Source organism: Bradyrhizobium sp. LA2.1, from assembly GCF_040547725.1.
Lineage (GTDB): Bacteria > Pseudomonadota > Alphaproteobacteria > Rhizobiales > Xanthobacteraceae > Bradyrhizobium > Bradyrhizobium barranii.
Map to the genome: position 1 here is coordinate 1 of NZ_JBEPQI010000035.1, position 26,256 is coordinate 26,256.

A 26,256-nucleotide genomic window follows, 5' to 3' on the forward strand; every position below is an offset into this window, starting at 1 on the left:
GGCGGCTCCTGGAATGCGTCGATCGTCGCGGAGGTCGCAAGCTGGGGCGACACGCATCTGAAGGCCACCGGGCTCGGCGCCTATATTGCTTCCGCGACGGAAGCCGGCGACTTCCCGCGCGTCGTGCTCGGAATTGCCACGATGTGCATTCTGGTGACGTTGTTCAATCGTCTGGTCTGGCGGCCGCTCTATGCCTTCGGCGAGCGTCGCCTGCGGCTCGGCTGACGAGGAGACCATCATGCTCGATCAACCCTCTGCGCTCATCGACATCCGCGGTGTCTGCCGATCCTTCCCGAAAGGCAGCGGCGAACAGCTCCTGGTGCTGGATAAGGTCGACCTGACGATTCGCTCGGGCGAGATCGTCGGCCTGCTCGGCCGATCCGGCTCCGGCAAGTCCACCTTGCTGCGGATCATCGCCGGCCTGGTCAGCCCGTCTGCGGGACAGGCGACCTGTCGCGGCGAGATCATCGTCGGGCCACCGAACGGCGTCGCCATGGTGTTCCAGTCATTCGCTTTGTTTCCCTGGTTGACCGTGCTCCAGAACGTCGAGCTCGGGCTCGAAGCGCTGGGCGTCGATGCCACCGAGCGCCACAAGCGCGCTCTTGCTGCGATCGACCTGATCGGCCTTGACGGGTTTGAGTCCGCCTTCCCGAAGGAACTGTCGGGAGGCATGCGCCAGCGCGTCGGCTTCGCCCGCGCGCTGGTGGTGCATCCGGACCTCCTGCTGATGGACGAGCCGTTCTCGGCACTCGACGTCCTCACGGCCGAGACGCTGCGCACGGACCTGATCGACCTCTGGATCGAGGGCCGATTGCCGATCAAATCGATCCTGATGGTGACGCACAATATCGAGGAGGCGGTCCTGATGTGCGATCGCATCCTGGTGTTCTCATCCAATCCAGGGCGTGTCGCCGCCGAGATCAAGGTCGACATGCCGCATCCGCGCAACCGGCTCGACCCCCATTTCCGGCAGCTCGTCGACAACATCTACGCGCGCATGACCCAACGCGCCGAACCGAAGGCGCCCCCCGTCGAAGGCATCCTGGGCTCCGGTGTCGGCATGACCCTGCACCACGTATCGTCCAACGTGCTGTCGGGCCTGATCGAGACGCTGGCGGGGCCGCCCTATCACGGACACGCCGACCTGCCCGTGCTCGCAAGCCAGCTCCAGCTCGAGGCCGACGAGATCCTCCACCTCGGTGAGTCCCTGCAACTGCTGCGCTTCGCCCAGCTGAGCGAAGGCGACCTGATGCTCACCGACACGGGCAAGCGTTTTGCCCATCTCGAAACCGACGCACGCAAGAAGCTGTTCGCCGAACATCTCGTCACTTACGTGCCGGTGATGGGATTGATTCGCCGCGTGCTCGACGAACGTCCCTCCCATACCGCCCCCGCGGCACGGTTCCGCAACGAGCTCGAGGACTACATGTCCGAGGACTATGCGGACGAGACGCTCAGGACCGTGGTGTCCTGGGGACGTTATGGCGAGCTGTTCGCATATGACGAGCAGTCGGAGACGTTCAGCCTCGAAAACCCGGGCGAGAGCGCTTGATCCCGCCTGCGGCAATTTGGTCGGGAACCGGACAAATTGTGCATCGAGTTCATATATAAGGGGCTTGGTCCGGCGTTCGCCGGGTCAAGTATCCCTTCTCTTTGCGCACAATGTTGTCCGTCGAAATCATCATCGTCGTCGTCCTGATCGTCATTAACGGCCTGTTGTCCATGTCCGAGCTGGCCGTGGTCTCGTCCCGCCCGGCCCGGCTGTCGCTGCTCGCGGCCAAGGGGGTGCGCGGCGCCGAGCGGGCGCTGACGCTGGCGGCCGACCCCGGAAAGTTCCTCTCGACGGTGCAGATCGGCATCACGCTGGTCGGCGTGCTCTCCGGCGCGTTCTCCGGCGCGACGCTCGGACAGCGGCTGACGCAATGGCTGGTCGAGCTCGGCCTGTCCTCAGGGATCGCCGACATCGTCGGCGTCGGCATCGTCGTCACGCTCATCACCTACGCCACCCTGATCGTCGGCGAGCTGGTGCCGAAGCAGGTGGCGCTGCGCGACCCCGAGAGCATTGCGGTCAAGGTCGCGCCCGCGATGCACGTTCTGGCGCGGATCTCGCTGCCGCTCGTCTTCCTGCTCGATCTCTCCGGCAAGCTGATCCTCACGCTGCTCGGCCGCGGCGGCAAGGCCGAGGAGAAGGTCTCGGAGGACGAGATCCATCACCTCGTCAGCGAAGCCGAGAACGCGGGCGTGCTGGAGTCGGGCGAAAAGGAGATGATCGCGGGCGTCATGCGGCTCGGCGACCGGCCGGTCGGCGCGATCATGACGCCGCGCACGGAGGTCAACGAGATCGATCTGAACGATGCGCCGGAGGCCATTCAAGCGATCATCGCGAAGAGCCCGCATTCGCGCTTTCCCGTCTCGGACGGCGATCGCGACAAGCCGATCGGCGTGCTCCAGGCCAAGGACCTGCTGGTCGCCTACATGAACGAGCGCACGCCGGATCTGCGAGCGCTGGTGCGCGAGGCGCCCGGCATTCCGGCATCAGCCGACGCCCGCGACGTGCTGGCGATCCTGAAAGCCGCTCCGGTTCATGTCGGCCTGGTCTACGACGAATACGGCGCCTTCGAGGGCATCGTGACGACGGCTGACATTCTGGAATCGATCGTCGGCGCCTTCCATTCCGAGGAGGGACCGCCGGAGCCGGCCTATGTCAGGCGCGATGACGGCTCGCTGCTGGTCTCCGGCTGGATGCCGGTCGACGAGTTCGGCGAGTTGCTCGGCGTCGAGCTGCCGCCGCACCGCTACAACACGGTGGCGGGCCTGGTGCTGCAACAGTTCAACGTGCTGCCCAATGTCGGCGATGCCTTCGACTTCGCCGGCTGGCATATCGAGGTAGTCGATCTCGACGGTCGGAGGATCGACAAGATTCTGGCGGGCCGGTTGAGTGAGGTCGAGACGGGGTGATTGCGCACTCAACCCTCCACCCGTCGTCCCGGACAAGCGCGCCCTAAGCGCGCGCCGATCCAACGCAGACCGCTCACCCGAACCGCACCCCGATCCGCTTCTCCTTGCGCCAGACGACCGTGCAGGCGAGATGCGTTCCGTCGGCCTGGATGACCAGGGTGAACCGCTCGGGGATACCGACCGGACTGGTGACATCGAGCGCGGCACCCGTATCGGAGAAATTGCGGACGGTGCAGTCGATCGCGCCGCCGCCGAACTCGATGGTTCCGGCTTTCAGCACGCGGTGCCTGGCTTTGTCGCGTCGCTCGTCCATGGGGCCAATTTACACCCCAAGCTGACACAGACGTTAAAACACAACCACAATCCCCGATGAATTTTTACCGCCGCGGGATGCGGCGGATCATGCGGTGGCCCCTACGGCGCCGGCTGGAACGTCTCCGCCCGCGCCATCTGCCAGGCTTCACGGAAGCGCGGATCTTCGGTGCCTTCGAGCAGCTCGCCCGGACGCAGCGACGGATAGAGCTGCGCAAAGGATCGCACCTGGGTGGTCGATGTCCGCTGGCTAAAGTGGATCGGGCGCAGCTGCTGCGGATGTTCGAGACCGGCCGCTGCGATCAGCTCGGTGAGCGAGTGCAGCGTGGCGTGGTGATAATTATGCACGCGGTCGATCTTGAGCGGCACGTAGAGCGCACGCGCACGCGTCGGGTCCTGGGTCGCAACCCCGGTCGGGCAGCGGTCGGTGTGGCAGCTCAGCGACTGGATGCAGCCGAGCGAGAACATGAAGCCGCGCGCCGAATTGCAATAGTCGGCGCCAATCGCCATCGCCCGCGCCATGTCGAAGGCGGTCGCGATCTTGCCGGACGCGCCGATCCTGATGCGGTCGCGCGCGTTGATGCCGACCAGCGCGTTGTGGACGAAATTGACGCCCTCGCGCATCGGCATGCCGAGGTGATCCATGAACTCCAGCGGCGCCGCGCCGGTGCCGCCTTCATTGCCGTCAACGACGATGAAATCAGGATAGATGCCGGTCTCCAGCATCGCCTTGCAGATCGCCAGGAATTCCCAGGGATGACCGATGCACAGCTTGAAGCCGGCCGGCTTGCCGCCGGACAAGCGCCGCATCTCGGCGATGAACTGCATCATGCCAACAGGCGTCGAGAAGGCGCGGTGCGAGGCCGGCGAGATGCAGTCCTCGCCCATCGTGACGCCGCGGATTTTTGAGATCTCCTCCGACACCTTCGCAGCCGGCAGCACGCCGCCATGGCCGGGCTTGGCGCCCTGGCTGATCTTGAGCTCGACCATCTTGATCTGGTCCTGGCTCGCGACGCGCGCGAACGCCTCCGGATCGAACGTGCCGTCGAGATGACGGCAACCGAAATAGCCGGAGCCAATCTCCCAGATGATGTCGCCGCCCATCTCGCGATGGTAGGGGCTGAAGCCGCCCTCGCCGGTGTCATGCGCGAAGCCGCCCTTCCTGGCGCCGGCATTGAGCGCGCGCACGGCGTTCGGGCTGAGCGCGCCGAAGCTCATCGCGGAGATGTTGAACACCGATGCCGAATATGGCTTTGCGCAATCGGGGCCGCCGATGGTGACGCGAAACTTCTCCTCGGCGTGCGTCTTCGGCGAGACCGAGTGATGCATCCACTCGTAGCCCTCGCGATAGACGTCCTCCTGGGTGCCGAACGGGCGCTTGTCGAGCTCCATCTTGGCGCGCTGATAGACCAGCGAGCGGGTATCGCGCGAGAACGGCATGCCGTCCTTCTCGCTCTCGAAGAAATACTGCCGCATCTCCGGGCGGATTTCTTCCAGTAGAAAACGGATATGCGCCGAGATCGGATAGTTGCGCAGCACCGCGTGACTCTTCTGCATGAGATCGCGGACGCCGAGCAGCGTGAGAGCGCCGAAGATCGCGATCGGGATCAGCAGGATGTCGAAGATCTTGCCATCGGCGAGGCCGATGCCGATCAGCAGCGCGGTGACGACCGCGCAGATGGTCAGCACGATGAAACGCGGCGAGAACGGCAGCAGCAGGGTTTCCATCAGCCCTTCGGGTGAAGCTTGCGTCTTGTTATCGTTGGCCACGACCACATCCCTCTCGTCAGTCTGACAGGGCATGATACGCCCGCGCCACGTCCATGGTTATGACGCGGACCCCGCCTTGAGGCTACCGAATCCGGATGCCGCAAATCAATCCATCCCGCGACGGGCTTCGCAGTGCAATAGATTCAAATGAAATGACAAATCAGTGACCATGAGGCTGCGCCTCGTGCGGAATGACGCCGTGCTGCTCGAGGCCGCCTCGCGCCAGCCAGGCATCGGTGCTCGCGACCGCACGCTCGATATGGTCGTCGGTCCGCGAAAAATCGTAGGGCGATCCCACCAGCGGACAGAGCGGCGGCACCACGACATATTCGATGTCGGACGCCACCCCCTCGAGCTCCGCCACCAATTGCCGGGCGATCAGCAGCGTCAGCGCATGCAGGGCATTGGCAACCGCGCCCACCGGCGGATCCTTCACCGCGCAGGCGTGCCCGGTCGGCAGCACGACCAGCCGTTTTGCGCCTTTCCTGATCGCAACCCGGACCGGGGTGTTCGAGGAGATCGCACCGTCGGCGAGGAACCGATTGCGGTAGTAGACCGGCGAGAACGCGCCGGGGATCGCAGTGGACGCCAGGATCGCGTCCACCGTCGCCCCCTCCGACAACACCACGCTCTCTCCGGAGACGAAATCGGTGGTGACGATGTGCACCGGAAGCGCGGCATCCTCGAGGTTGCGATAGGGGATGTGGTCCTCGACCAGCTTGCGGATGCCGTCATGGGGAATCAGGAAATCGCGCCGCCACATGAATCCGGCGAGGCTCTTCCAGGTGACCGGGAAGACATCATGACGCTTCAGGCCGCGCCAGACGGCTTCAAGCCCGAGCACGCCCTTGAGCGAGGGGTCGCCGGCATAATAAGCGCCGTTGATCGCGCCGACGCTGGAGCCGACCACGAGATCGGCGACGACCCCGTGCCGCGCCAGTGAATGCATCATGCCGACCTGGATCGCTCCAAAACTGCCGCCGCCCGCCAGCACGAAGGCAGTCGGTTTCGGCGGACCATGGTCGATCACGGACAAGATTTGCGCAGCTCCCCAGCTCTCGCATTGCAACATCGCGGCGAGATTTTGGCGCGAGCTTATAACAAGGGGCGCGCGAGACGCGCCAATAACAAAGTCGGGGGAGGATGGTGAGGGACGTGGATGGCCTAGCGAGTGTGAGGCGAGATGCCAGCCAAACTCTCCGCCGTCGTCCCCGCGAACGCGGGGACCCATAACCACAGGGAGAGGTTATAGAGCGAGCTGATAACCACTAGCCGTCGCCAAACCACTTCCTGTGGTTATGGGTCCCGGGCTCGCGCTTCCGCCTTCGCTCTTCGAGCTACGGCGGACAAGTCGCGCGCCCCGGGACGACACCGATGTTTTGGCTACGGAGCGCCAATCAAAAGCCGAACGGCGCTTACCGCTCGACGAACGCCTTCTCGATCACGAAATGGCCGGGCTTGTTGCCGCTTCCCTCGATGAAATCGCGACCTTCGAACATCACCTTCAGCTCTTCCAGCATCGCCGGGCTGCCGCACATCATGATGCGGTCGGTTTCGATGTCGAGCGGGCCCTGTCCGATATCGTTGAAGATCTGCTCGGAGTTGATGAGGTCGGTGATGCGGCCGCGGTTCTTGAACGGCTCGCGGGTCACGGTCGGATAGTAGATCAGCTTGTCCGCCAGCAGCTCCCCGAACAGCTCGTCCTCACGCAAGGAAGCAACCAGCTTCTCGCCATAAGCAAGCTCGGAGACCTGGCGGCAGCCATGCACCAGCACGATGCTGTCGAACTGGTCGTAGACCTCGGGGTCCTTGATCAGGCTGGCGAAGGGCGCGAGACCGGTGCCGGTCGAGAGCAGCATCAGCCGCTTGCCGGGAATGAGGTTGTCGGTGATCAGCGTGCCGGTCGCCTTGCGGCCGACCAGGATGGTGTCGCCTTCCTTGATCTTCTGGAGGCGCGAGGTCAGCGGACCGTCCTGAACCTTGATCGAGAAGAACTCGAGCTCTTCCTCGTGGTTGGCGCTCGCCATGCTGTAGGCGCGCAGCAGCGGACGGCCGTCGACCTCGAGCCCGATCATGGCGAACTGGCCGTTCTGGAAGCGGAAGCCGGTGTCGCGCGTGGCGCGGAAGCTGAACAGCGTGTCGGTCCAGTGCTGGACGGAAAGAACCTTCTCTCGGTAAAACGCGCTCATGATTTTCGATATTCCGAATAATTGCGGTTTTAGGGCAAAAGCATTGCCCGGCCCCTGAAAGCGGGGCGGACACCATTGCCATGGCGGAGGATTTCGCGTGTGTGATCTACGCCATTGAGGCCAATAATCAACCTCGTTCCGGGTGCAATTGATGCCGCTCAAACCGGCATTTGCGGCGGAAATGGCCACATCATTAATGAATCTGCTGCCGGGGATGCGCGGCGGGCAATTTCTTTTCCCTTCAGGGCCTGATTGCAGCACTTAATTTCCGTCGCGCTCGCGAGAATTTCATTAAGAATAGCTCTGACTTTCACCCCGGTTTGGCGCCGTTTCCCGCATTTTTGCGGCTTTTGGCGACAGGAACGACTGAACACATGGCAAGCGGCGAGCGGATCTTCGTCCAGGCGATCAGGCGCTATTGCGCAACCCATGGCATCGCGCTCGATGTCCGCGCCGGCGGCTGGCTGCTCGCGATGCGCAGCCGCGCGAAGCGCCACTTCGCGTTCGGCTACGACATCGGTCTCAACAGCGCCATCGCGCACCGCCTCGCCAACGACAAATCGGCCACTGCCGAGGTGCTGGCGCTTGAGGGCGTGCCATGCATTCCGCATCGCCTCTTCCTCAACCCAAAGCTGGGCAAGAACGTTGTTGGCCCCAATTGGCGAGACGCCATGCTCGAGCTGCTTCACGACCAACCGCAAGGCGTGGTGGTGAAGCCGAACGAGGGGACATCGGGGCGCTCGGTGTTCAAGGTGACGACAGAGGCGGAACTCGACCACGCGGCTGCCGAGGTCTTTTCGATGAGCGCCGGACTCGTGATCTCGCCCTATGTCGCGATCGAGCAAGAGGTGCGCGTGATCCTGCTCGATGATGTGCCACTCGTCGTCTACAGCAAGCGGCGTGGATCGGATTGGCGACACAATCTCGATGCCGGCGCAAAGCCGGTGCTGCTGGAGGACGACAAGGTTCGTACGGCCTGCGTGAAGCTCGCGACCGATGCCGCGAGCGCCATCGGCATCGCCTTCGCATCGATTGACGTGGTCCGTGTCGATGGCGAGTGGCGGGTGCTGGAAATCAATTCCGGCGTGATGATGGAAGCGCTGGCGAAGCTGCATCCGGAGCTGGTGCAGGCGACGTATGACGCGGCGCTGGATCGGGTGTTTGGAAACGAAGCGCAATAGCCGCGGCGAAGATCCCCACCCTCCCCTGGAGGGGGAGGGTCGCTGTGCTTGGAGCGAAGCGGAATGCGCAGCGGGGTGGGGTGACAGTCTCTCCATTGAAGCGCTGCCCGCATGGAGAGATCACCCCACCCCGCTCGCGCTACGCGCGATCGACCCTCCCCCTCCAGGGGAGGGTAAGAATGCCGCTAATTATTCGCGCTGGCGGAGTCGTCCATCGCCTTGAAGGCTTCCTCCAGCTGCAGGGAGATCGGCACGTTCAGGCGTTCGCCGGTGGGCAGCCGCGCGGTGAACCATTTGTTGTAGAGCGGAACGAGATCGCGATTGGAGCCGAGCTTGCGGAAGGTGCGGTCGACCACCGCCGTCAGCTGAGGCTCGCCCTTCCTGAACATGATGCCGTAAGGGTCATAGGACAGGTAATCGCCGGTGACGCGGAACTTGTCCTGCGCCTTGTGGCGCGCGATCAGGCCGGAGAGCAGGATGTCGTCGGTCGCGAACGCATCGGCCTTGCCGTCGACGAGCATCTGGTATGACTGCTCGTGATCCGGCGAGGTGACGATGTTGAGGCCGAGCGAGGACTTTTTGTCGGCCGCCTGGATCGCCTGCTCGTTGGTGGTGCCCTTCGTCACCACCACGGTCTTGCCCTTCAGATCGGTCAACGACTGGACCTTTGATGCCTTCGGCACCATCAGCTTGGTGCCGGCGACGAACATCAAAGGCGAGAACGCGACGCGCTTTCCGCGCTCGGCATTGGCCGTGGTCGAGCCGCATTCCAGGTCGATCTTGTTCTGGAGCACGGCGTCGATGCGGTCGTCCGAGGTGACCTTGACGTAGTCGATCTTCAGATCGGGATCGTCGACCTCGACGCCGATCTCCTCGACGATGGCCTCGCAGAGTTCGAGGCTGTAGCCGATCGGACGGCCCGACTGGTCGAGGAAGGAGAACGGCGGCGAGCTTTCGCGATAGCCGAGCCGCACGGTATGCCTGTTCTTGATGGCCGACAGCGTCGGGCTAAGCCCTTCGCTGCCGCCGGTCTGGGCGGAGGCGCCGGTTGCCAGCAGGCACGCCGCCAGCAACAGGCCACCCGATATCGCCGTTGAAAGGCGCATGACGCACTCCCGTCAATGGCCGGCCATCGCGGGCAATTCGCCCGGAACCATGTCCGGCGTCGTCGCTTCGCCGGGTCCGAGCTCGTGCTCGGGCCCGAGCTCACCTTCCCACTTCGCGACCACGGCAGTCGCGAGCGAATTGCCGATGACATTGGTGGCACTGCGTCCCATGTCGAGGAACGTGTCAATGCCCATGATCATCAGCAGGCCTGCCTCGGGGATGCCGAACTGCGACAGCGTCGAGGCGATCACCACGAGGGATGCGCGCGGCACGCCGGCAACGCCCTTGGAGGTGATCATCAACGTCGCGAGCATCGCCAGCTGCGTCGCGAGCGACATCTCGATGTGGTAGGTCTGCGCGATGAATATGCTCGCGAAGGTGCAGTACATCATCGTGCCGTCGAGATTGAAGGAGTAACCGAGCGGCAGCACGAAGCTCGAGATCCGCGACGACGCGCCGAACTTGGTCAGCCCCTCCAGCGTCTTCGGATAGGCCGCTTCCGAGCTCGCGGTGGAGAACGCGATCATCAGGGGTTCGCGGATCAGCTTCAACAGATGGCTGTATCGCGGCCCGATCACCATAAAGCCAACGATCATCAGGATGACCCACAGGATCCCAAGCGCGAGATAGAAGCCACCCATGAAGACGATGAGCTTCCACAGCACGCCGAGGCCGTTCTTGGCGACAGTGGCCGTGATGGCGGCCCATACCGCGAGCGGGGCGAACAGCATCACATAGCTCGTCACCTTGAGCATGATGTGAGCGACGTCGTCGATCATTGCCAGGATCGGCTTCGACCGTTCGGGCATCGAGCCCATCGCCACCGAGAAGAACACGGCGAAGATCACGATCTGCAGGATCTCGTTCTGCGCCATGGCGTCGGCGATCGAGGTCGGGATCAGATGGGTCAGGAATTTTTCGATCGAGAAGGCCGAGACCGGCAAGCCGGTCGATTGGCCCGCCTGCGGCAGCGTGCCGGGGAAGTTCGCGCCGGGCTGGAGCAGATTGACCATGACGAGGCCGAGCAGCAGCGACACGAAGGACGCGCTGACGAACCAGCCCATGGTCTTGGCGAAGATGCGCCCGAGCCGCGAGCCGCTGCCCATATGCGCGATGCCACCGACCAGCGTCGCAAACACCAGCGGCGCGATGATCATCTTGATCAAGCGCAGGAACATCATGGCGATCAGGTTGATGGAGGAAGCCCATTCGGCTCTGGTGTCGGGCAGGAAGTTGAAGATCGCCGCCCCCATGACGATGCCCAGCACCATCGCGGCCAGAATGTATTGCGTAAACTTGTTCGACATCGCTTACCCCCACCTACACCGGCGCTTCATGATGTCGCAGATATGACGACGACGCAACACGCTTGGCGTGCTCGCGCGATGGCCTGATGTTCCCGTTGCGAAACGGGTCGGCGCGATCTAGCCTTCATGCAGCGCACAACGAATGCGGCTTGCACGTTTTCTTTGCGGCGGCTGCATCCATAATCGTCAAGCAAACGAAGAGGAAACGCCATGAGCAGCAGCATCAATCGCCAGATTCTTCTGGTCGAAAAGCCCAGCGGCAAGCTCGGTGCCGAGCACTTCAAGATGGTCGAGGGTGCGATGCCGGAGCCGAAGGACGGCGAGGCCTTGCTGCAGGTGCGTTACATCTCGCTCGACGCCGCCAACCGCGCCTGGATGCATGGCGCGACCTATCGCTCCGCGGTCGAGGCCAACAGCGTGATGGCCGGCGGCGGCATCGCTGAGGTCGTCAGCTCGAAGGCGCCGGGGCTGGCTGCCGGCGACATCGTGTTCGGCGACACCGGCTGGCAGGAGTTTGCCGCGGTGCCGGCAAAGCATCTCACGAAAATGCCGAAGCTCGAACCGATGACGCATCTGCTCAGCGTGTTCGGCATCGCCGGCCTCACCGCCTATTTCGGCCTGCTGGAGATCGGCAAGCCCAAAGAGGGCGAGACCGTCGTGGTGTCCGCGGCGGCCGGCTCCGTCGGCTCGATCGTCGGGCAGATCGCCAAGATCAGGGGATGTCGCGTGGTCGGCATCGCCGGCGGCGCAGACAAGTGCAACTGGCTGACCTCCGAGCTCGGCTTCGATGCCGCCGTCGACTACAAGGACGGCGCGGTGTTCAAGGCCCTGCGCGCGGCGGCGCCAAAAGGCATCGACGTCTATTTCGACAATGTCGGCGGCGACATTCTGGAAGCCTGCCTGCCGCAGATGAACAATTACGGCCGCATCGCCTGCTGCGGCGCGATCTCGCAATATGACGGCGCACCTGCCGCGCACGGCCCGCGCGGCGTGCCCGGCCTGATCGTGGTGAAGCGGCTCGTCATGCAGGGCTTCATCGTGATGGACTACATGAAGGAGAGCCAGCGCGCGCTCGCCGACCTCCAGGGCTGGGTCGCATCCGGCAAGCTGAAGGTGCAGGAGGACATCATCGACGGATTGGAGAATACGCCGAAGGCGCTGATCGGATTGCTGGCGGGAGAGAACCGCGGCAAGCGCATGGTCAAGCTCTGACGCCGTATTGTTTGAGCATGATCTCCGCGCCAACGCGTTCCGCGTTTGTCGCGAGGGAAAGCCGCGGCGCACTTTTCCGGATCATGCTCTAGTTACGTCGCAATTGCGCCCGTATAATCTACTTGCGGTAGAGGCCGAGGCAGCCAATGATGCTGCACGCGGCATCACCCGCAATGATTGCTTGCATTACATTTAAAAATTGTCGGCGTGACCGACAGGGCAGGGAATTTACCCAAATGTTCAACACGTTGAAACATGCATCAACGCGTCGCGCGCTGCTGGCGGCAACGCTCTTCGCAACTGCAACAGGCGCATTCGCGCAAGCGCCGACCGACGCTCAGAAGAGCGCCATCCGCTCCGCATGCCGCTCGGACTTCATGGCGCACTGCGCGAGTGTCACGCCCGGCGGCGTGGAGGCGTATCAATGTCTCCAGAAGAACATGTCCAGCCTGTCATCGGGATGCCAGACCGCGGTTCGCGCGGTCGAGCCCGCTGCGGCGCCGAAGACTGAAGCTGCACCCGCCAAGTCCGAACCGGCAAAGACCGAAGCGGCCCCCGCCGCCGCAGCCGCTCCGAAAGCGGCGGCGTCAAAGCAGCCGAGCAGCACGCAGATTGCCGCGGTCAAGAGCGCGTGCCGCGCCGATTATCCCAAGGTGTGCGCCAGCGTGCCGCCGGGTGGCGCCCCCGCCCTCGAATGTCTCGAGAAGAACAAGGCCAAGGTTTCGCCGGCCTGTGAGAAGGCGGTGAGCGCCGCAACCGGTGGCGGCGGCGGCGCTGCAACGGCAGCGCCTGCGGGCGCAGCTCCAGCGGCGGCGCCGGCCGTGATCGTTCTGCGCCCGCTGCGGCCGCGCGAGGAGCTGTTCATCGTGCGCTCGGCCTGCGGTGCCGACATCCGCACGCTCTGCGCCGGCGTCGCGCCGGGCGGGGGCCGCATCGTGCAATGCATCTCCAGCAATGCCGCGTCACTGTCGCCCGCCTGCAAGGAAGTGCTGGCGCCATTCGCGGCGCGATAAGCGGCGCGGGATTGCGCGCCAAGCGCGCGCCACCGACCGGCCGCGCGCGAATGAATTTTCGCGCGCCTGCCGCGACAAACCCTTTGCAAGTAACCGATTTCGATCACGACAAGACCGGAGAAAGACATGCGTTCATTTCTGCTTATTGCTGCCGCGCTCCTCGCCTTCGGCGCAAGCATGACCTTTGAGTCTACTGATGCCAACGCGGTGGTGTGCGCCCGCGGCGTCTACCGCGCCGGCTGTGCCGGGCCGAATGCGGCCGTCGTGGTGCGCAAGCCGGTTCCCGCGGTCCGCTGTACCAGGGTGCTGGTGAATGGCGTCTACGTGAAGCGCTGCGTCTGACCCCGGATGGCCAAGCCCGCACGGTTTGGCTATGGTTCGCAACGTCACTGCCCCGGACACGCGCCTGGCGCGTGTCCGGGAGTAAGCTTCGACGCGCCCCGCCTTCGATAATTCCGCTGGCGCGGACGGCCGGAGCACATTAGTGTACCCCTAGATAGTAAGTATACTGTCAATTAGGGAGGCAGACGTTGCGGATCGCCGTGATTGGCGGGGGGCCCGGTGGGCTCTACTTCGCCTATCTCTGGAAAAAGCGTCACCCCGAGGATCAAGTCGACCTGTTCGAACAGAACCCGGCCGACGCGACCTGGGGCTTTGGCGTCGTGTTCTCCGATCAGGCCCTGGAATTCCTGCGCGCCGACGACCCCGAAACGGTCGATGCGATCGCGCCGCATATGGAGAGCTGGGAGAACATCACGCTGAACCTTCACGGCGACAGCGTCGCCATCGACGGCGTCGGCTTCTCCTCGATCGGCAGGCTGGAGCTCCTGCAGTTCCTCCAGCAGCGCGCGCTCGACGCCGGCGTCACGCCGCGCTTCGACACGCAGATCCACGCCATCGACCAGCTCAACGGCCACGACCTGATCGTCGCGGCCGACGGGCTGAATTCGCTGGTGCGGCGCGCCTATGAGGGCGATTTCGGCACGTCGCTGTCCTACTCCTCCAACAAGTTCGTCTGGTACGGGACCTCGAAACGCTTCGACACGCTGTCGCAGACCTTCGTGAAGACGGACCGCGGCGCCTTCAATGCCCATCACTATCGCTACTCCCCGACCATGAGCACCTTCCTGGTCGAATGCGACCACGCGACATGGCAGGCCTATGGCTTCGCCTACAAGGATGCCGAGCAGTGCAAGGGCGTCTGCGAGGAGGTCTTTGCCGACACGCTGGGCGGCCACTGCCTGGTCTCCAACAAGTCGGTCTGGCGCAACTTTCCCTGGGTCTGGAACGAGCACTGGTCGTTCAAGAACATGGTGCTGCTCGGCGACGCCCTGCACTCGGCGCATTTCTCCATCGGCTCGGGGACGCGGCTCGCGATCGAGGACGCCATTGCGCTGGTCAAGGCGCTGGAGTCGGATGCGCATCTGTCGACCGCGCTGCACCGTTATCAGGCCGCGCGAAAACCGGTGGTGCAGAAGCTCGTCAATGCCGCGCGCACCTCGGCCTTCTGGTACGAGCACTTCGCCCAGCACATGCAGCTCGGCCTGATGGACTTCGCCTACAGCTACATCACCCGCTCCGGCCGTGTCGACGACCCCCGGCTGCGCGCGATGTCGCCCGCCTTCATGACGCGCTACGAGGCCGAGAAGAACGGCGGAGATGCCGCATGAGCAGCGAGATCCGCGACCAGGTGCCCGCTGACGGCCCGGGCGCCCGTGAAATCGGCTTTGCCATTCCGCAAACCTACAATGCCAGCCGCGTGCTGTTCGACCAGCTCGCCAAGGGCCGCGGCGACAAGCCTGCGCTGATCGGACCCGCGGGGACCCGCAGCTATTCCGAGCTTTGCGCGGAAGCTTGCCGCTGGGGCAACGGTTTCGCGTCGCTTGGCCTGAAGCGCAGCGACCGCGTGCTGCTGTTCCTCGACGATACCCCGGCCTATCCGGCCGCATTCTTCGGCGCGGTGCGCGCCGGCTTCGTGCCGCTCCTGATCAACACGCTGACGCCGCCGGACCTGCTGCAATTCTATCTCGCCGATTCCGGCGCCGCGGTCGCGGTGGCGGATGCCGAATTCGCGACGCGCTTCGATGCGGAGGCCTGCGCGGCGACCTGCCTGCGCACGCTGATCGTCGTCAACGGCGAAGCGCGCGGCCACGCCGCGCCTGCGGCGATCGCGGCACCAGGCTGGCTCGCGCAGTTCCCGGCCGAGCTCGCGGAAGCGGACACCCATCGCGACGAGATGGCGTTCTGGATGTACTCCTCCGGCTCGACCGGCCGGCCCAAGGGCATCGTGCATCTCCAGCACGACATGGCCTACAGCGATGCCGCCTTTGCGCAGAACGTGCTGAAGCTGACGCCCGGCGACATCTGCTTCTCGGTGCCGAAGATCTTCTTCGCCTACGGTTTCGGCAACTCCGTCACCTTCCCGTTCTCCGCGGGTGCCGCGACGCTGCTGCTGCCGGGCCAGCCGAAGCCTGCATCGATCTTTGCCGCGATCGAGCAATACAAGCCGACGGTCTTCTTCGGCCTGCCGACGCTGTACACCTCCCTGACCAAGGCGGAGGGGGCAGACAAGACCAGCTTCTCGTCGCTGCGCATGTCGCTTTCGGCGGCCGAGGTCCTGTCTGCGGACGTCTTCAACGGCTGGAAGACGCTCACCGGCCTCGAAATCGTCGAAGGGCTCGGCTCGACCGAGGTGCTGCACATCTATCTCTCCAACCGCCCCGCGCAGAAGAAGCTCGGCGCCGCCGGCCTGCGCGTGCCGGGCTACGAGGTCGCGCTGCGCGACAAGGACGGCCGCGACGTCGCCGACGACGAGGAAGGCATCTTGTGGGTGCGCGGCGATTCCAACACACCGCTGTACTGGAACCGACCGGACAAATCCGCCGAGACCATCCGCGAGGGCGGCTGGATCTACACCGGCGACCGTTTCGTGCGCGATGCCGACGGCTTCCACTTCTTCCGCGGCCGTGCCGACGACCTCATCAAGATTTCAGGCCAGTGGGTCTATCCGCTCGAAGTCGAGCTGTGCCTCGCCGACCACCCCGAGATCCGCGAATGCGCGGTGTTCGCCGCCGAGCTGCCGGACCGCCGCATGACGCTGAAGGCGGTGGTGGTGATGAACAACCGCGCGACCGATCAGAATGAGGCGACGCGGCGGCTGCAGGATTACGTCAAGGGCAAGCTGCTTCCCTACAAATATCCACGCGAGGTGATCTTCATCGACGAGCTGCCGAAGACGGGGACGGGGAAGATTGACCGGCAGGCGTTGTTGCGGATGTAGCAATCCCAAACTCGCTGTCATCGCCCGCGAAAGCGGGCGATCCAGTATTCCGAGGCGGTTGTGATTGAACCGAGAAGCCGCGGCGTACTGGATTCCCCGCTTTCGCGGGGAATGACAGCGGAGATAAAGGCGACAACGTCACCGCATCCGCCGACCGTCCCCCTCACCCAGCCTTCCCCAGATGCTCCAGCGCGTCCTCCGCGCGCAGCGGCACGCGCGAGGCCTCGTTGTTGAGGTCGACGAGCTGCACCAAAAGCCCCATCAGCGCCTTGCGGTCGGCGGGTTTCAGCGGCTCCAGCATGCGCGCCTGGGCGCGCTCGACGGCGGGGATGATCTCGCGCAGGATCGCGGCGCCTGATTTCGTCAGATAGAGCAGCTTGATCCGCTTGTCTTCGGGTGCCGGCTTGCGCTCGATAAAATCCTTGGCCTGCAGCCGCTCGATCACGCTTCCAAGGGTTGAGCGGTCGAAGGCGATCACCGCCGACAGCCGCGTTGCGTCGATGCCGGGATGGGTGTGGATCGCGATCAGTGCGGCGTATTGCACCGGGGTGAGATCGAACGCCTTGCACTCCTCCATGAAGATCGAGACTGCGATCTGCTGCATGCGCCGGAACAGATAGCCCGGCGCGGCATAGACCGCGTCGATCGTGATCGGAGGGGCGGGCTTACTCGGCATCGGGCTGCTTCTCCGGGGCGGCGCTTGCGAAGGCCGGCAGCGCCTTTGCCGCAGCCTCCGCCTTCAGCAGCCGCGGATAGGCCGACACATCGACGCCGAAGCGGCGGGCATTGGCGAGTTGCGGCACCAGGCAGAGATCGGCGAGCGTCGGCCCATCGCCGAAGCAGAACGGCCCCGCCTCGTCCCTGATCAGCGTCTCGCAGGCCGACAGCCCCTCGCGGTTGACCCACGCCGCCCAGTCCTGGACCTTCTCCTCGGCCAGGCCGAGCTCGCGCAGCCGCGCCAGCACCTTCAAATTCTGCACCGGGTGGGTGTCGCAGGCGATCGCCAGCGCGAACGCCCTCACCTTGGCGCGTGGCAGCGGATCCTTCGGCAGCAGCGGCGGATTGGGATGCGTCTCGTCGAGCCATTCGATGATGGCGACCGATTGGGTCAGCACCGCTCCCGCATCGTTCTCCAGCGTCGGCACCAGCCCTTGCGGATTGATGGCGAGATAGGCGGGCGCACATTGCTCGCCCTTGCGAAGATGATGCGGCAGGTGCTGGGCGCCGAGACCCTTGAGGTTCAGCGCGATCCGCACCCGATAGGCGGCGCTGGAGCGGAAATAGCCGTGCAGCTTCATCGGAACCCTCCCTGTATTTTGTTCGTCATTCCGGGGCGACGCGTTAGCGTCGAGCCCGGAATCCATAACCACGATCGGGAGTATGGATTCCGGGCTCGCGCCTTTCGGCGCGCCCCGGAATGACAGCGGCTTTGTAGGCCGTTCGTCACGTTGACGCTACCTAGATCGTCAGTATACTGTCAATCAACAAAACGAACGGGAGCCGCACTATGGAAGCCGTGACCAAGACGCCGGAACGCGAGGCGTTCTACAAGAAGATCGACGGCGAAAACCTCACCGCGCTGTGGACGGTGATGAGCGATCTGATCACGCCGGAGCCGAGGAGCGCCTGCCGCCCGCATCTGTGGAAATTCGACGTCATCCGCGACTACATGACGGAAGCGGGCCGACTGATCACGGCCAAGGAAGCCGAGCGGCGCGTGCTGGTGCTGGAGAACCCCGGCCTGCGCGGCCAGTCGAAAATCACGACCTCGCTCTATGCCGGCGTGCAGATGGTGGTGCCCGGCGACGTCGCGCCCGCCCACCGGCACAGCCAGTCGGCGCTACGCTTCGTGCTCGAAGGCAAGGGCGCCCACACCGCGGTCGACGGCGAGCGCACCGCGATGGAGCCCGGTGATTTCATCATCACGCCGTCGATGACCTGGCACGACCATTCCAACGAGACCGCTGAGCCGATGTTCTGGCTCGACGGCCTCGACATCCCGCTGGTGCAGTTCTTCGACTGCTCTTTTGCGGAAGGCTCCAAGGAAGACCAGCAGAGGATCACAAGGCCTGCCGGCGACAGCTTTGCGCGCTACGGCCACAATCTGCTGCCGGTCGACGCGAAGCGATCGTCCAAGACCTCACCGATCTTCAGCTATCCCTATGCCTACACCCGCGAGGCGCTGGAGAAGGCACGCGCGAGCCAGGAGTGGGACGCCTGTCACGGATTGAAGCTGAAATTCAGCAACCCCGAGACCGGCGATTTCGCAATGCCGACGATCGGCACCTTCATCCAGTTGCTGCCGAAGGGTTTCAAGACGGCACGCTATCGCGCGACCGATGCGACCGTGTTCTGTCCGATCGAGGGCAAGGGACGCAGCCGTATTGGCGATGCCGTTTTCGAATGGGGCCCGCGCGATCTGTTCGTGGTGCCGAGCTGGCAGTGGGTGACGCACGAAGCCGAAGACGACGCCGTGCTGTTCAGTTTCTCAGATCGCCCGGTGCAGCAGAAGCTGGATCTGTTCCGGGAAGATCGCGGGAACGCGTAGGCGACGCTGCCAGCCACATCGTCATTGCGAGCGAAGCGAAGCAATCCAGAATCTTTCTGCGGAGACAGTCTGGATTGCTTCGTCGCTTCGCTCCTCGCAATGACGAGGAGTATGCCTCACCGCCAGTGCAATAATTTGATCTCCAGCCAGCCGATCACCTTCCCCACCACAAGCCCGAACACCGACAGGATCACCACGCCCGCGAGCAGCTGGTCCGTCTGCATCAGATTGCCGGCCTGAAGCACAAAGGCGCCGATGCCGTACTGGGCGCCGATCATCTCGGCGCTGACGACGAGCAGCAGCGCGACGGACGCGGTGATGCGGAAGCCGGCGAGGATGGCGGGCAGCGCGCCGGGCCAGATCACCTTGCGCACGATGGTGGCGAAGGGAACGTTGAAACTCTGCGCCATGCGAATGAGGTTGCGCGGCACCGCATCGACGCCGCTATAGACCGAGATTGCGGTCGAGAAGAACACGCCGAGCGCAATGGTCGCGATCTTCGGCTCTTCGCCGATGCCGAGCCAGAGAATGAGCAATGGCAGCAGTGCGATCTTCGGGATCGGGAACAGCGCCGAGATGAAGGTGATACCGACGCTGCGCGCAAGCCGCGACAGGCCGATGGCGAAGCCGACCGCGACGCCGGCCGCCGTTCCCAGCACCCAGCCGACGCCGATGCGCAGGATCGAGGCCGACAGATGCTGCCAGAGCGCGCCTGACATCGCGAGCTCGTAGATCGCCCGCGCGATCGCAGCCGGCGCCGGCAGGAACAGCGGATTGACCAGCCCGGCGCTGCCGGCCGCCTGCCAGATCGCGATGACGAGGGCGAGCGCGATCCAGCCGCCGAAGCGGCTGCTGGCGGGCACGAAGCCGGCGCCGCGAAAGCGGACGCGCCGCGTCGTGTCGTCCTTCGCAGACGTCCCCGCGCGATCAAGCATGCTGGACCTCGCGCTCGGCGTCGATCGCCTCGTTGCGGATCAGCGACCAGATCTGGTTCTGAAGCGCCAGCAGCCTTTCACGCGCAGCGATCTCGCCGCGCTCGGTGCGCGTCATCGGTACGGTCACGACCTCGCGAATGCGGCCCGGCCGCCGCGACAGCACCACGATGCGGTCGGCGAGCCGCGCCGCCTCTTCGAGATTGTGGGTGACATAGACCGCGCCCATGCCGCCATCGGCGAGCAGGCGGACGAAATCTTCCATCAGCAATTCGCGGGTCTGCGAATCCAGCGCCGACAGCGGCTCGTCCATCAGCAGGATGGCGGGCTTGACCGCGAGCGCGCGCGAAATGCCGACGCGCTGGCGCATGCCGCCGGAAAGCTGCTTCGGATAGGTTGTGCGAAAATCGGTCAGGCCGGTGCGACGCAAGGCATCGTCGACCAGCGCGCGGCGCTGCACGGCCGAGAGCTGGGTATGCAGCAACGGGAATTCGACATTCTCCTCCACCGTCGCCCAGGGCAGCAGCGCGAAATCCTGGAACACGAAGGTCAGCGGATTGAGACTGTCCGCCGGCGGCGATCCGCGCAGCTCGGGCGCGCCCGACGTCGGCTGCAACAGCCCGCCAAGGATCGACAGCAGCGTGCTTTTGCCACATCCCGAGGGCCCGACGATCGCCACCACTTCGCCGGCACCGACGGTGAAGGAAACGTCATCGAGCACGGCGAGGTCGCCGAAACGGTGGCTGATGTGGTTGGCGATCAGGTCCATGAGATACCTTTCACTCTCCATCCGTCATCCTGAGGCGCGAGCATTGCGATGCAAATGCATCGCGATGGGAGCCTCGAAGGATGAGCGGCCCCGCTGCATCCGGGCCGTGCATCCTTCGAGGCTCGCTGCGCGAGCACCTCAGGATGACGGGGTGAGAGAGGGGCTCGCAGCATCAATCCGCCTTCACAAAATCCTTGGCGATGATCGTGTTCACATCAAAGCCCTTGTCGGCAAAGCCCTGCTCCTGGAGCCATTTGATCTGGTTGTCGACGTTCTTGACGTCCAGCTTGCCGTCGGGATCGATATAGGCGCAATTGCCGACCACCTGCTCGACCGGCAAATTGGTGTATTTGGCGATGATCTCCAGCAGCGGCTTGGTCTTGTCGTTGATGGGCGCTACGCCGTCCTTCATGGCGGCGAGGATGACGTCGTGATATTCGCGATCGGCTTTCGCGAGTACGCCGAGAAATTTCGTCACCAGCACCTTGTTGGTCACCGTCTTCGGCGAAGCGAACACTGCGCCCAGCTGCCACGGCGTCTCGTCGCCGACCCAACCCAAAAACTTCGCGCCGCCCTCGTCCATCAGCTTTCGCGCGGTGGAGATCGGCAGCAGCGCCGCATCCACGGTTTCGCCCTTCAAGGCGGCGGCCGCGTTCGACAGCGATTGCAGCGGCACGATCTTCACGTCGGCGAGCTTGAAACCGTATTTGTCGGCGAGCAGCCCCAGCGAATAGTGAAAGGACGAGCCAACCTGCGTCACGGCTACGCGCTTGCCCGCGAGGTCCTTCGGCGTCTTCAGCCCGGCGGCATAGGCGTTGTTGCTGGCGAAATAGCCGATCAGGGGATAACCGGCCTTCTCGCGGCTCATACCGCCGATCACTTTCAGCGTGCCCTTGCCGGCGAGATTGTAGAGACCGGCGGTGAAGGCGGTGACGCCAAAATCGATGTCGCCCGAGGTCGTCGCGACCGCGATCGGCTGCGCCGCATCGAAGAACTTCAGCTCGACATCAAGACCGGCCTCGCGGAAATAGCCCTTGTCCTGCGCAATGAAGACGGGCGCGGACGACGACAGGCGGAGCACGCCGATCCTGGCCTTCAGTGCGTCTTCGGCCCGGGCCGTGCCCATCGCTGTGATCGCCATCAGGCCAGCCAGTGCGAGCCGCGCAATCCCGATCATCCCGTGTCCTCCGTCGTCGTTCTCTCGGTCGTAATGTTACAACCGTCACAAACCTTCGGGCACGGGCTGGTCCCGCCCGATGAAGGCGCCCTGTTGTTTCAACGTTTCCTGCAACTTTTCAATGGGGATGTCGCGCGGGATGCGGTTTCCTGCGAGCGCGAGCGCCGCGGCGGAACCGGCGGCCTCCCCCATCACGAAACAGGCACCGGAAACCCGCGCCGCCGACTGGCCCTCATGGGTCATCGAGGCGCAGCGGCCGGCGACGAGGAGATTGTCGACGCCTTCGGGCACCAGCATCCGGTAAGGCAGCTCGTTGTAGCCGCGCGATTCCGGGATTGGCGGGAACGTGAAGACCACGTCGCCGGGAACATGGGCCTCGATCGGCCAGCCATTGACGCCGATCGAATCCGCGAACGAGGCACAGCCGAGCACGTCCTCGCCGCTGAGCTGGTAGCCGCCCTTGATGCGACGGGTCTCGCGGATGCCGAGCTGCGGCGGCAAATCGACGATGTAGGACTTTTCGAAGCCCGGCACGGTGCTGCGCAGGAACTCGAATGCGGCCAGCGCCTGCTTGCGGCCCTCGATCTCGCCGCGGGTGAGGTCGTCGGGCTCGATGCCATTGATGGCATGGCCGTCCTCGCGCGCCACTTGGGTGAAATTCACCCGCCATTCGATGCCTGATTTCTGCGGTCGCACGATCGCGCTCTTGCGCGGGAATGTGTGGGTGCCGGCGGCGATCGCCTTCTCCATCAATTGCGGGATGGTCCGCCAGGCATCGCCAGCCTTCTCGGGATCGATGCCGTTGAGGCGGAGCATCATCGATGGGTACATCGGATGGCCGTGCTCGTCGCCGAGCTCGAAGAGCGCCCCGGCCCAGACCGCGAGGTCGCCGTCGCCGGAGCAATCGATGAAGATCTCGGCGCGGACGGCCTGCCGTCCGGCCTTGGTCTCGACCATCAGCGCATCGATGCGGCTGTTATCGCTCATCACGACGCCGGCACCGAGCGCATGGAAGAGGATGTGCACCTTGTGGCTTGCGAGCAGCTCGTCGGCCGCGATCTTGTAGGCCGCGGTGTCATAGGCCTGGGCGAAAACCTTGCCGAGGATCAGATGCGGCGCGTTGAGGCCGTTCAAATGATCGATCCGCGCCAGCAGCTCGGACGCCATGCCCTGCACCAGCCGATGGGCCTGGCCGTAGACATTGCCATGCAGGCCGCAGAAATTGGTGACGCCGGCAGCCGTGCCCATGCCGCCGAGGAAGCCGTAGCGCTCGATCAGCAGCGTCTTTCGTCCCGCGCGCGCCGCTGACGCCGCCGCCACGATGCCGGCGGGGCCGCCGCCGAGAACGACGACTTCGTATTCGCCGTAGAGCGGCACCTGGCGTGCCGGTTCTTCGATCATCATGGCCCGCATGCGCGTCCGCTCCCAAAATCTCTTGCTTGAAGCCGACTATGAATTAACGCAGGGCGAGCTACAATCCACCAAAATACGCGATCAGCTTTCTCGAATCGAGAAAGGTCGACATAGACATCCTGGTAAACCTTCAGGCCTTCCTCGCCACGGCGGATACGGCCGGATTCTCTGCCGCCGCGCGCAAGCTCAATGTCTCGACCTCGGTCGTCGCCAAGCGCGTCACGCAACTGGAGGCGCGGATCGGCGCGCCGCTGTTCCATCGCTCGACCCGGCAATTGCGCCTGACGGAGGCCGGCCAGCGCTATGTGCATCGCGCCCGCAGTGTCGTCGCCGATGCCACCGACCTGCTCTCGCGCATGGGCGAGAAGGGACACGATCTCGTCGATCACCTCCGCATCAAGGCGCCGACCTCGCTCACCGTGGCGCGCCTTGCCGACGCCTTCAGTGCCTTCCAGACGAAGAACCCGCGACTGAAACTCGAGATCGTGATGATCGACCGCCCGGTCGATCCCGTCACCGAAGGCTTTGACATCGCCATCGGCGCCTTCCCTCATTCCTTCGGCGGTGTGGTCGACGAGCCGCTGTGTCCGCTGAAACGGCTGCTCTGCGCCTCACCGGCCTATTTGAAGAAGCACGGCGCGCCAAAGCACCCGCGCGACCTCGTCGACCATCGCTGCCTCAGCTTCCTGCCGACGGGACCGGAGTGGATCTTCGACGGCCCGCGCGGGCGCATCAGCGTCCAGGTCAGCCCGCTGCTCTCCTCCAACGAGGGCCATGTACTGGCGCGCAGCGCGATCGCCGGCAACGGCATCGCGCTGATCTCCCATTATCTCGTGGCGGATGCCCTGCGCGACGGTACGCTCAAGCCGGTGCTACGCGACTTTCCAATTCCCGAGCTGTGGGTCAAGGCCGCGATCCCCGAGCGGCGGCGCAACGCCGCCGCGGTGCAGGCTCTCTTGCGCAAATTGAAGAGCGCGCTGCTACCGGTGCTGTAAGGCCGCCTCGTGCGCCCCCATGGCGTCGCCGGCTTCTCCGGGGTTCAGGCTGCCGAGCGGATGGTGTGGAGGAAATCGTCGACGTTCGACCTCATCGAATCCGCCTGCTGCTTCAGGGCGGCTGCGACCGTCAGGGCGGCTTCGGCGCCGGCGTCGGTCTCGCCCGCCACGGCGCGCACCTGACCGATTTCCTGCGTCACCGCCGTGGTACCGTTGGCCGCCTCCTCGACGTTGCGCGCGATTTCGCCCGTGGCCGCGCCCTGCTCTTCGACGGCCGCGGCAATCGCCGTGGCGATGTCGGCCATTTCCTTGACGGTGGAGCCGAATTGCTTGATCGCCTGAACCGATTGGCCGGTCGCACTCTGGATCGTCGCGATCTGGCTGGCGATCTGCTCGGTCGCCTGCGCCGTCTGGGTGGCGAGACTCTTGACCTCGCTGGCGACGATCGCGAAGCCTCGTCCGGCGTCGCCGGCGCGCGCCGCTTCGATGGTCGCATTCAGCGCCAGCAAATTGGTCTGGCTGGCGATGGCCTGAATCAGCTGAATGATGGTGCCGATCTTCTCAGCCGCATCCGACAGCCCATGCATCAATTCTGAGGTGCGGTTGGTCTCGTCGGTCGCCCTGTTCGAGACCGCGACGGAGCGGTGCACCTGGCTCGAGATTTCACGGATCGAGGCCGCGAGTTGCTGGGTGGCCGAGGCGACGGTCTGCACATTCATCGATGCCTGCTCGGCGCGGGTCGCGACCGCTTCGGCGAGCCCGCGTCCGCGTTCGGCGACCTTTGCCAACTCCTCGGCGCTGCGCCCCATGTCGTCGGCACGGCCGCCGACACCGGAAATGACTCCCTGCATGCCCTGCTCGAAGCGGCCAGCAAGATCCGACATCATGCGGGCGCGGTCAGCCTCGCTGGCTTCGCGCTGGGCCGTCGCCTCGCCTTCCATGCGGCGAACCGCCAGCGCGTTTTCGCGGAACACCTCGACGGCGCGCGCCATGCGGCCGATTTCGTCGCGCGAGTCGCCGCCGGGGATCGGCTCATCGAGCTCGCCCGCCGCCAGCGATTGCATCCGGTCGGTCATGCTGCGAATCGGACCGGACACGCTGGCGCCGATCAACCACGCCAGCACGGCTCCCAGCAGCAGCGCGCCGGCCGCGGTCGCGATGACGGTCTGCTTGGTCTGATCGACCGCTGCCGCGGTCTTGTCGCCCTGCTCGGCGCGCACGGTGCCGAGCTTCGCGTTGATCTTGTTGACGTGGTCGTCGATTGCCGCGCTGGCCTTCTTCAATTCGGCCTGCCTGGCGCGCAGATCGGCGGCCACTTTGATGACCTCGTCCAGCGCGGCCGCGTCGGCAGTGATCGCGGTCTTGAGCGCGGCGACCAGCGCCTTCAGTTTGGCGTCGTTCGCCCCCGCCAGCTCAGCCTCGGTGTCCGCGATCGCCAGCTGGGCGTAGGACAACGCCTGCTTGGCGTCGTCGGCATCGCCCGTCGACAAAGTGGAGCCATAGCGCATCACGGTGATCCGCAGTGCGTCAACGACGCCGGCCAGACGCATCGGGTTGACCAGCCGTTCCGCGTCCTCGGACCGGTTGGCGAGCGCAACCTGGATGCCGCTGACATTGAGGCCGGCGGCTGCACCCTGCGCGTCAGTCTTCGTGGTCGCGGCGCGCAGCCGATCCGCCGCCTCCGCTGCCGCGGTGAACGACGAGCGATAGGTTTCCAGCGCGGTCTTGACCGGGCCGATGCCTTCCGCGATCGCTTGCAGCTTGCCGAACTGCCGGTCGACCTGATCGGCCAGCTTGCCGACGCCGTCGATCGCCTTGGCCGCGGCATCCTTGTCGCCGACATTCCAGGTTCGGATGAATTTCTCGACCGCCGAGTTCGCCTCCAGAAGCGCGGCCCGCGCCTGTGACATGCCGGCGTCGCCGGCAGCGCTGGTCACGAGCTCATTGACCGTTCCGCCGATCCGCTCGACCTGGACGATGGCGAAGCCCGCGAGCAGGACCAGAAAGCTGAGAACCAGCGCGAAGCCGCCAAACACGCGCGGACGAACGCCGACGCGGGACATAATGTGCGATAATTTCATGGCAAATCCGAA

At 64.7% G+C, this 26,256-nt stretch carries 23 protein-coding genes and 1 pseudogene; 11 read left to right on the forward strand and 13 right to left on the reverse strand.

Going from position 1 to position 26,256, the window contains the following annotated elements:
• From ABIB95_RS41870 to ABIB95_RS41880, 3 genes and pseudogenes are all read left to right on the forward strand, one after another.
• A pseudogene (locus tag ABIB95_RS41870) lies at nt 1–225 on the forward strand (sulfonate ABC transporter permease); the annotation flags it as partial.
• Between the two features lie 13 nt (nt 226–238).
• Entirely contained in the window at nt 239–1,552 is a 1,314-nt protein-coding gene (locus tag ABIB95_RS41875; protein ID WP_063986036.1) for an ABC transporter ATP-binding protein, read from the forward strand.
• 110 nt (nt 1,553–1,662) lie between these two features.
• Entirely contained in the window at nt 1,663–2,958 is a 1,296-nt protein-coding gene (locus ABIB95_RS41880; RefSeq protein ID WP_166074473.1) for a hemolysin family protein, read from the forward strand.
• 73 nt (nt 2,959–3,031) lie between these two features.
• Here the strand turns inward: ABIB95_RS41880 and ABIB95_RS41885 are convergent, their stop codons facing one another.
• From ABIB95_RS41885 to ABIB95_RS41900, 4 genes are all read right to left on the reverse strand, one after another.
• Nucleotides 3,032–3,271: a PilZ domain-containing protein gene (locus ABIB95_RS41885; RefSeq protein WP_028159962.1), complete on the reverse strand. Its 240-nt coding sequence runs from the start codon at nt 3,269–3,271 to the stop codon at nt 3,032–3,034.
• Nucleotides 3,272–3,372: 101 nt separating this feature from the next.
• Nucleotides 3,373–4,998 (reverse strand): FMN-binding glutamate synthase family protein, encoded by a 1,626-nt coding sequence (locus tag ABIB95_RS41890; protein WP_063986035.1) that lies wholly within the window; start codon nt 4,996–4,998, stop codon nt 3,373–3,375.
• A gap of 202 nt (nt 4,999–5,200) precedes the next feature.
• On the reverse strand, nt 5,201–6,112 hold the full coding sequence (locus tag ABIB95_RS41895) for a patatin-like phospholipase family protein (RefSeq protein ID WP_502917929.1): 912 nt from the start codon (nt 6,110–6,112) through the stop codon (nt 5,201–5,203).
• Between the two features lie 343 nt (nt 6,113–6,455).
• Nucleotides 6,456–7,229 (reverse strand): ferredoxin--NADP reductase, encoded by a 774-nt coding sequence (locus ABIB95_RS41900; RefSeq protein WP_014490313.1) that lies wholly within the window; start codon nt 7,227–7,229, stop codon nt 6,456–6,458.
• A 374-nt stretch (nt 7,230–7,603) separates the two neighbouring features.
• Between ABIB95_RS41900 and ABIB95_RS41905 the strand changes: the two genes are divergently transcribed.
• Nucleotides 7,604–8,410 (forward strand): ATP-grasp domain-containing protein, encoded by an 807-nt coding sequence (locus tag ABIB95_RS41905; protein WP_354248541.1) that lies wholly within the window; start codon nt 7,604–7,606, stop codon nt 8,408–8,410.
• 185 nt (nt 8,411–8,595) lie between these two features.
• Here the strand turns inward: ABIB95_RS41905 and ABIB95_RS41910 are convergent, their stop codons facing one another.
• Entirely contained in the window at nt 8,596–9,516 is a 921-nt protein-coding gene (locus tag ABIB95_RS41910; RefSeq protein WP_063980690.1) for an amino acid ABC transporter substrate-binding protein, read from the reverse strand.
• Nucleotides 9,517–9,528: 12 nt separating this feature from the next.
• On the reverse strand, nt 9,529–10,824 hold the full coding sequence (locus tag ABIB95_RS41915; protein ID WP_166074360.1) for a dicarboxylate/amino acid:cation symporter: 1,296 nt from the start codon (nt 10,822–10,824) through the stop codon (nt 9,529–9,531).
• 210 nt (nt 10,825–11,034) lie between these two features.
• On the opposite strand from ABIB95_RS41915, the gene ABIB95_RS41920 reads away from it, so the two are divergent.
• The 5 genes from ABIB95_RS41920 to ABIB95_RS41940 all read left to right on the forward strand — a co-directional run bounded on the left by ABIB95_RS41920 (nt 11,035) and on the right by ABIB95_RS41940 (nt 16,329).
• Nucleotides 11,035–12,036 (forward strand): NADP-dependent oxidoreductase, encoded by a 1,002-nt coding sequence (locus ABIB95_RS41920; RefSeq protein WP_063980688.1) that lies wholly within the window; start codon nt 11,035–11,037, stop codon nt 12,034–12,036.
• Between the two features lie 236 nt (nt 12,037–12,272).
• On the forward strand, nt 12,273–13,049 hold the full coding sequence (locus ABIB95_RS41925; RefSeq protein ID WP_354248543.1) for a cysteine rich repeat-containing protein: 777 nt from the start codon (nt 12,273–12,275) through the stop codon (nt 13,047–13,049).
• A 126-nt stretch (nt 13,050–13,175) separates the two neighbouring features.
• Entirely contained in the window at nt 13,176–13,391 is a 216-nt protein-coding gene (locus ABIB95_RS41930; protein ID WP_028148322.1) for a hypothetical protein, read from the forward strand.
• A gap of 188 nt (nt 13,392–13,579) precedes the next feature.
• A complete protein-coding gene (locus tag ABIB95_RS41935) occupies nt 13,580–14,719 on the forward strand; it encodes an FAD-dependent monooxygenase (protein WP_354248545.1) in 1,140 nt (379 codons plus the stop codon).
• On the forward strand, nt 14,716–16,329 hold the full coding sequence (locus tag ABIB95_RS41940; protein ID WP_354248548.1) for a benzoate-CoA ligase family protein: 1,614 nt from the start codon (nt 14,716–14,718) through the stop codon (nt 16,327–16,329). The genes ABIB95_RS41935 and ABIB95_RS41940 overlap by 4 nt, the downstream gene beginning before the upstream one ends.
• 163 nt (nt 16,330–16,492) lie before the next feature.
• Here ABIB95_RS41940 and ABIB95_RS41945 read toward each other — a convergent pair whose 3' ends face one another.
• Nucleotides 16,493–17,005, reverse strand: coding sequence for a MarR family winged helix-turn-helix transcriptional regulator (locus tag ABIB95_RS41945; protein ID WP_247316390.1), 513 nt, complete (start codon nt 17,003–17,005; stop codon nt 16,493–16,495).
• A complete protein-coding gene (gene maiA, locus ABIB95_RS41950; RefSeq protein WP_354248550.1) occupies nt 16,995–17,627 on the reverse strand; it encodes a maleylacetoacetate isomerase in 633 nt (210 codons plus the stop codon). The genes ABIB95_RS41945 and maiA overlap by 11 nt, the downstream gene beginning before the upstream one ends.
• 209 nt (nt 17,628–17,836) lie before the next feature.
• Here maiA and gtdA point away from each other — a divergent pair, with 209 nt between their 5' ends.
• Complete coding sequence (gene gtdA, locus ABIB95_RS41955; protein ID WP_354248552.1) at nt 17,837–18,877, forward strand: gentisate 1,2-dioxygenase; 1,041 nt, start codon at nt 17,837–17,839, stop codon at nt 18,875–18,877.
• A gap of 116 nt (nt 18,878–18,993) precedes the next feature.
• Here gtdA and ABIB95_RS41960 read toward each other — a convergent pair whose 3' ends face one another.
• The 4 genes from ABIB95_RS41960 to ABIB95_RS41975 all read right to left on the reverse strand — a co-directional run bounded on the left by ABIB95_RS41960 (nt 18,994) and on the right by ABIB95_RS41975 (nt 23,168).
• Complete coding sequence (locus tag ABIB95_RS41960) at nt 18,994–19,812, reverse strand: ABC transporter permease (RefSeq protein ID WP_085398808.1); 819 nt, start codon at nt 19,810–19,812, stop codon at nt 18,994–18,996.
• Nucleotides 19,805–20,578, reverse strand: a complete 774-nt coding sequence (locus ABIB95_RS41965) for an ABC transporter ATP-binding protein (RefSeq protein ID WP_354248612.1) — start codon at nt 20,576–20,578, stop codon at nt 19,805–19,807. Before ABIB95_RS41965 ends, ABIB95_RS41960 begins: the two co-directional genes overlap by 8 nt.
• Before the next feature lie 172 nt (nt 20,579–20,750).
• Nucleotides 20,751–21,755 carry an ABC transporter substrate-binding protein gene (locus ABIB95_RS41970; protein WP_354248555.1) on the reverse strand — a complete coding sequence of 335 codons (1,005 nt, stop codon included), beginning with the start codon at nt 21,753–21,755 and terminating at the stop codon, nt 20,751–20,753.
• 45 nt (nt 21,756–21,800) lie between these two features.
• A complete protein-coding gene (locus ABIB95_RS41975; RefSeq protein WP_354248557.1) occupies nt 21,801–23,168 on the reverse strand; it encodes an FAD-dependent oxidoreductase in 1,368 nt (455 codons plus the stop codon).
• Between the two features lie 110 nt (nt 23,169–23,278).
• On the opposite strand from ABIB95_RS41975, the gene ABIB95_RS41980 reads away from it, so the two are divergent.
• Nucleotides 23,279–24,163 carry a LysR family transcriptional regulator gene (locus ABIB95_RS41980; protein ID WP_354248614.1) on the forward strand — a complete coding sequence of 295 codons (885 nt, stop codon included), beginning with the start codon at nt 23,279–23,281 and terminating at the stop codon, nt 24,161–24,163.
• A gap of 44 nt (nt 24,164–24,207) precedes the next feature.
• Here ABIB95_RS41980 and ABIB95_RS41985 read toward each other — a convergent pair whose 3' ends face one another.
• Complete coding sequence (locus tag ABIB95_RS41985) at nt 24,208–26,244, reverse strand: methyl-accepting chemotaxis protein (RefSeq protein ID WP_208067475.1); 2,037 nt, start codon at nt 26,242–26,244, stop codon at nt 24,208–24,210.
• Between the last annotated feature and the right edge of the window lie 12 nt (nt 26,245–26,256).

What these genes read in the sequence shown, in the direction of transcription:
- ABIB95_RS41875 (WP_063986036.1), top strand. Translation starts at nt 239, where the DNA reads ATGCTCGATCAACCCTCTGCGCTCATCGACATCCGCGGTGTCTGCCGA.
- ABIB95_RS41880 (WP_166074473.1), top strand. Translation starts at nt 1,663, where the DNA reads ATGTTGTCCGTCGAAATCATCATCGTCGTCGTCCTGATCGTCATTAAC.
- ABIB95_RS41885 (WP_028159962.1), bottom strand. Translation starts at nt 3,271, where the DNA reads ATGGACGAGCGACGCGACAAAGCCAGGCACCGCGTGCTGAAAGCCGGA.
- ABIB95_RS41890 (WP_063986035.1), bottom strand. Translation starts at nt 4,998, where the DNA reads ATGGAAACCCTGCTGCTGCCGTTCTCGCCGCGTTTCATCGTGCTGACC.
- ABIB95_RS41895 (WP_502917929.1), bottom strand. Translation starts at nt 6,112, where the DNA reads ATGTTGCAATGCGAGAGCTGGGGAGCTGCGCAAATCTTGTCCGTGATC.
- ABIB95_RS41900 (WP_014490313.1), bottom strand. Translation starts at nt 7,229, where the DNA reads ATGAGCGCGTTTTACCGAGAGAAGGTTCTTTCCGTCCAGCACTGGACC.
- ABIB95_RS41905 (WP_354248541.1), top strand. Translation starts at nt 7,604, where the DNA reads ATGGCAAGCGGCGAGCGGATCTTCGTCCAGGCGATCAGGCGCTATTGC.
- ABIB95_RS41910 (WP_063980690.1), bottom strand. Translation starts at nt 9,516, where the DNA reads ATGCGCCTTTCAACGGCGATATCGGGTGGCCTGTTGCTGGCGGCGTGC.
- ABIB95_RS41915 (WP_166074360.1), bottom strand. Translation starts at nt 10,824, where the DNA reads ATGTCGAACAAGTTTACGCAATACATTCTGGCCGCGATGGTGCTGGGC.
- ABIB95_RS41920 (WP_063980688.1), top strand. Translation starts at nt 11,035, where the DNA reads ATGAGCAGCAGCATCAATCGCCAGATTCTTCTGGTCGAAAAGCCCAGC.
- ABIB95_RS41925 (WP_354248543.1), top strand. Translation starts at nt 12,273, where the DNA reads ATGTTCAACACGTTGAAACATGCATCAACGCGTCGCGCGCTGCTGGCG.
- ABIB95_RS41930 (WP_028148322.1), top strand. Translation starts at nt 13,176, where the DNA reads ATGCGTTCATTTCTGCTTATTGCTGCCGCGCTCCTCGCCTTCGGCGCA.
- ABIB95_RS41940 (WP_354248548.1), top strand. Translation starts at nt 14,716, where the DNA reads ATGAGCAGCGAGATCCGCGACCAGGTGCCCGCTGACGGCCCGGGCGCC.
- ABIB95_RS41945 (WP_247316390.1), bottom strand. Translation starts at nt 17,005, where the DNA reads ATGCCGAGTAAGCCCGCCCCTCCGATCACGATCGACGCGGTCTATGCC.
- maiA (WP_354248550.1), bottom strand. Translation starts at nt 17,627, where the DNA reads ATGAAGCTGCACGGCTATTTCCGCTCCAGCGCCGCCTATCGGGTGCGG.
- gtdA (WP_354248552.1), top strand. Translation starts at nt 17,837, where the DNA reads ATGGAAGCCGTGACCAAGACGCCGGAACGCGAGGCGTTCTACAAGAAG.
- ABIB95_RS41960 (WP_085398808.1), bottom strand. Translation starts at nt 19,812, where the DNA reads ATGCTTGATCGCGCGGGGACGTCTGCGAAGGACGACACGACGCGGCGC.
- ABIB95_RS41965 (WP_354248612.1), bottom strand. Translation starts at nt 20,578, where the DNA reads ATGGACCTGATCGCCAACCACATCAGCCACCGTTTCGGCGACCTCGCC.
- ABIB95_RS41970 (WP_354248555.1), bottom strand. Translation starts at nt 21,755, where the DNA reads ATGATCGGGATTGCGCGGCTCGCACTGGCTGGCCTGATGGCGATCACA.
- ABIB95_RS41975 (WP_354248557.1), bottom strand. Translation starts at nt 23,168, where the DNA reads ATGCGGGCCATGATGATCGAAGAACCGGCACGCCAGGTGCCGCTCTAC.
- ABIB95_RS41985 (WP_208067475.1), bottom strand. Translation starts at nt 26,244, where the DNA reads ATGAAATTATCGCACATTATGTCCCGCGTCGGCGTTCGTCCGCGCGTG.